The sequence below is a fragment of the Cytobacillus oceanisediminis 2691 genome (genome assembly GCF_007678455.1).
Classification (GTDB): Bacteria; Bacillota; Bacilli; order Bacillales; family Cytobacillaceae; genus Mesobacillus; species Mesobacillus oceanisediminis_A.
In genome coordinates this window covers 1-265 of record NZ_VEEP01000243.1, presented here as the reverse complement: position 1 = coordinate 265, position 265 = coordinate 1, and the positions used below count along the sequence as shown (strand labels likewise).

Annotated in this window: 1 protein-coding gene; it reads left to right on the top strand. The window is 34.7% G+C overall.

Going from position 1 to position 265, the window contains the following annotated elements; all coding sequences use genetic code 11:
- Window positions 1–27 precede the first annotated feature (27 nt).
- Window positions 28–265, top strand: a 238-nt coding sequence (locus tag FS736_RS23770) for a replication/maintenance protein RepL (RefSeq protein WP_472595148.1), incomplete at its 3' end; no start/stop codon positions are given.

Here is a 265-nt window from a genome sequence, read left to right as displayed (position 1 = left end):
GATAATGTACATCTAAGTAATAACACAATGATAGCAACTGTTAGAGAAATAGCAGAAGGAACAAATACAAGCACGAAAACCGTAAATACAACCCTTAAAATCTTAGAAGAAGGAAATATCATTAAAAGAAGAACTGGAGCATTAATGCTAAACCCAGAGCTACTCATGAGAGGCGATGACCAAAAACAAAAATACCTCTTACTCGAATTTGGGAACTTTGAGCAAGAGGACGACCAAAAGCAAGAAAATGCTTTATCAGAATATT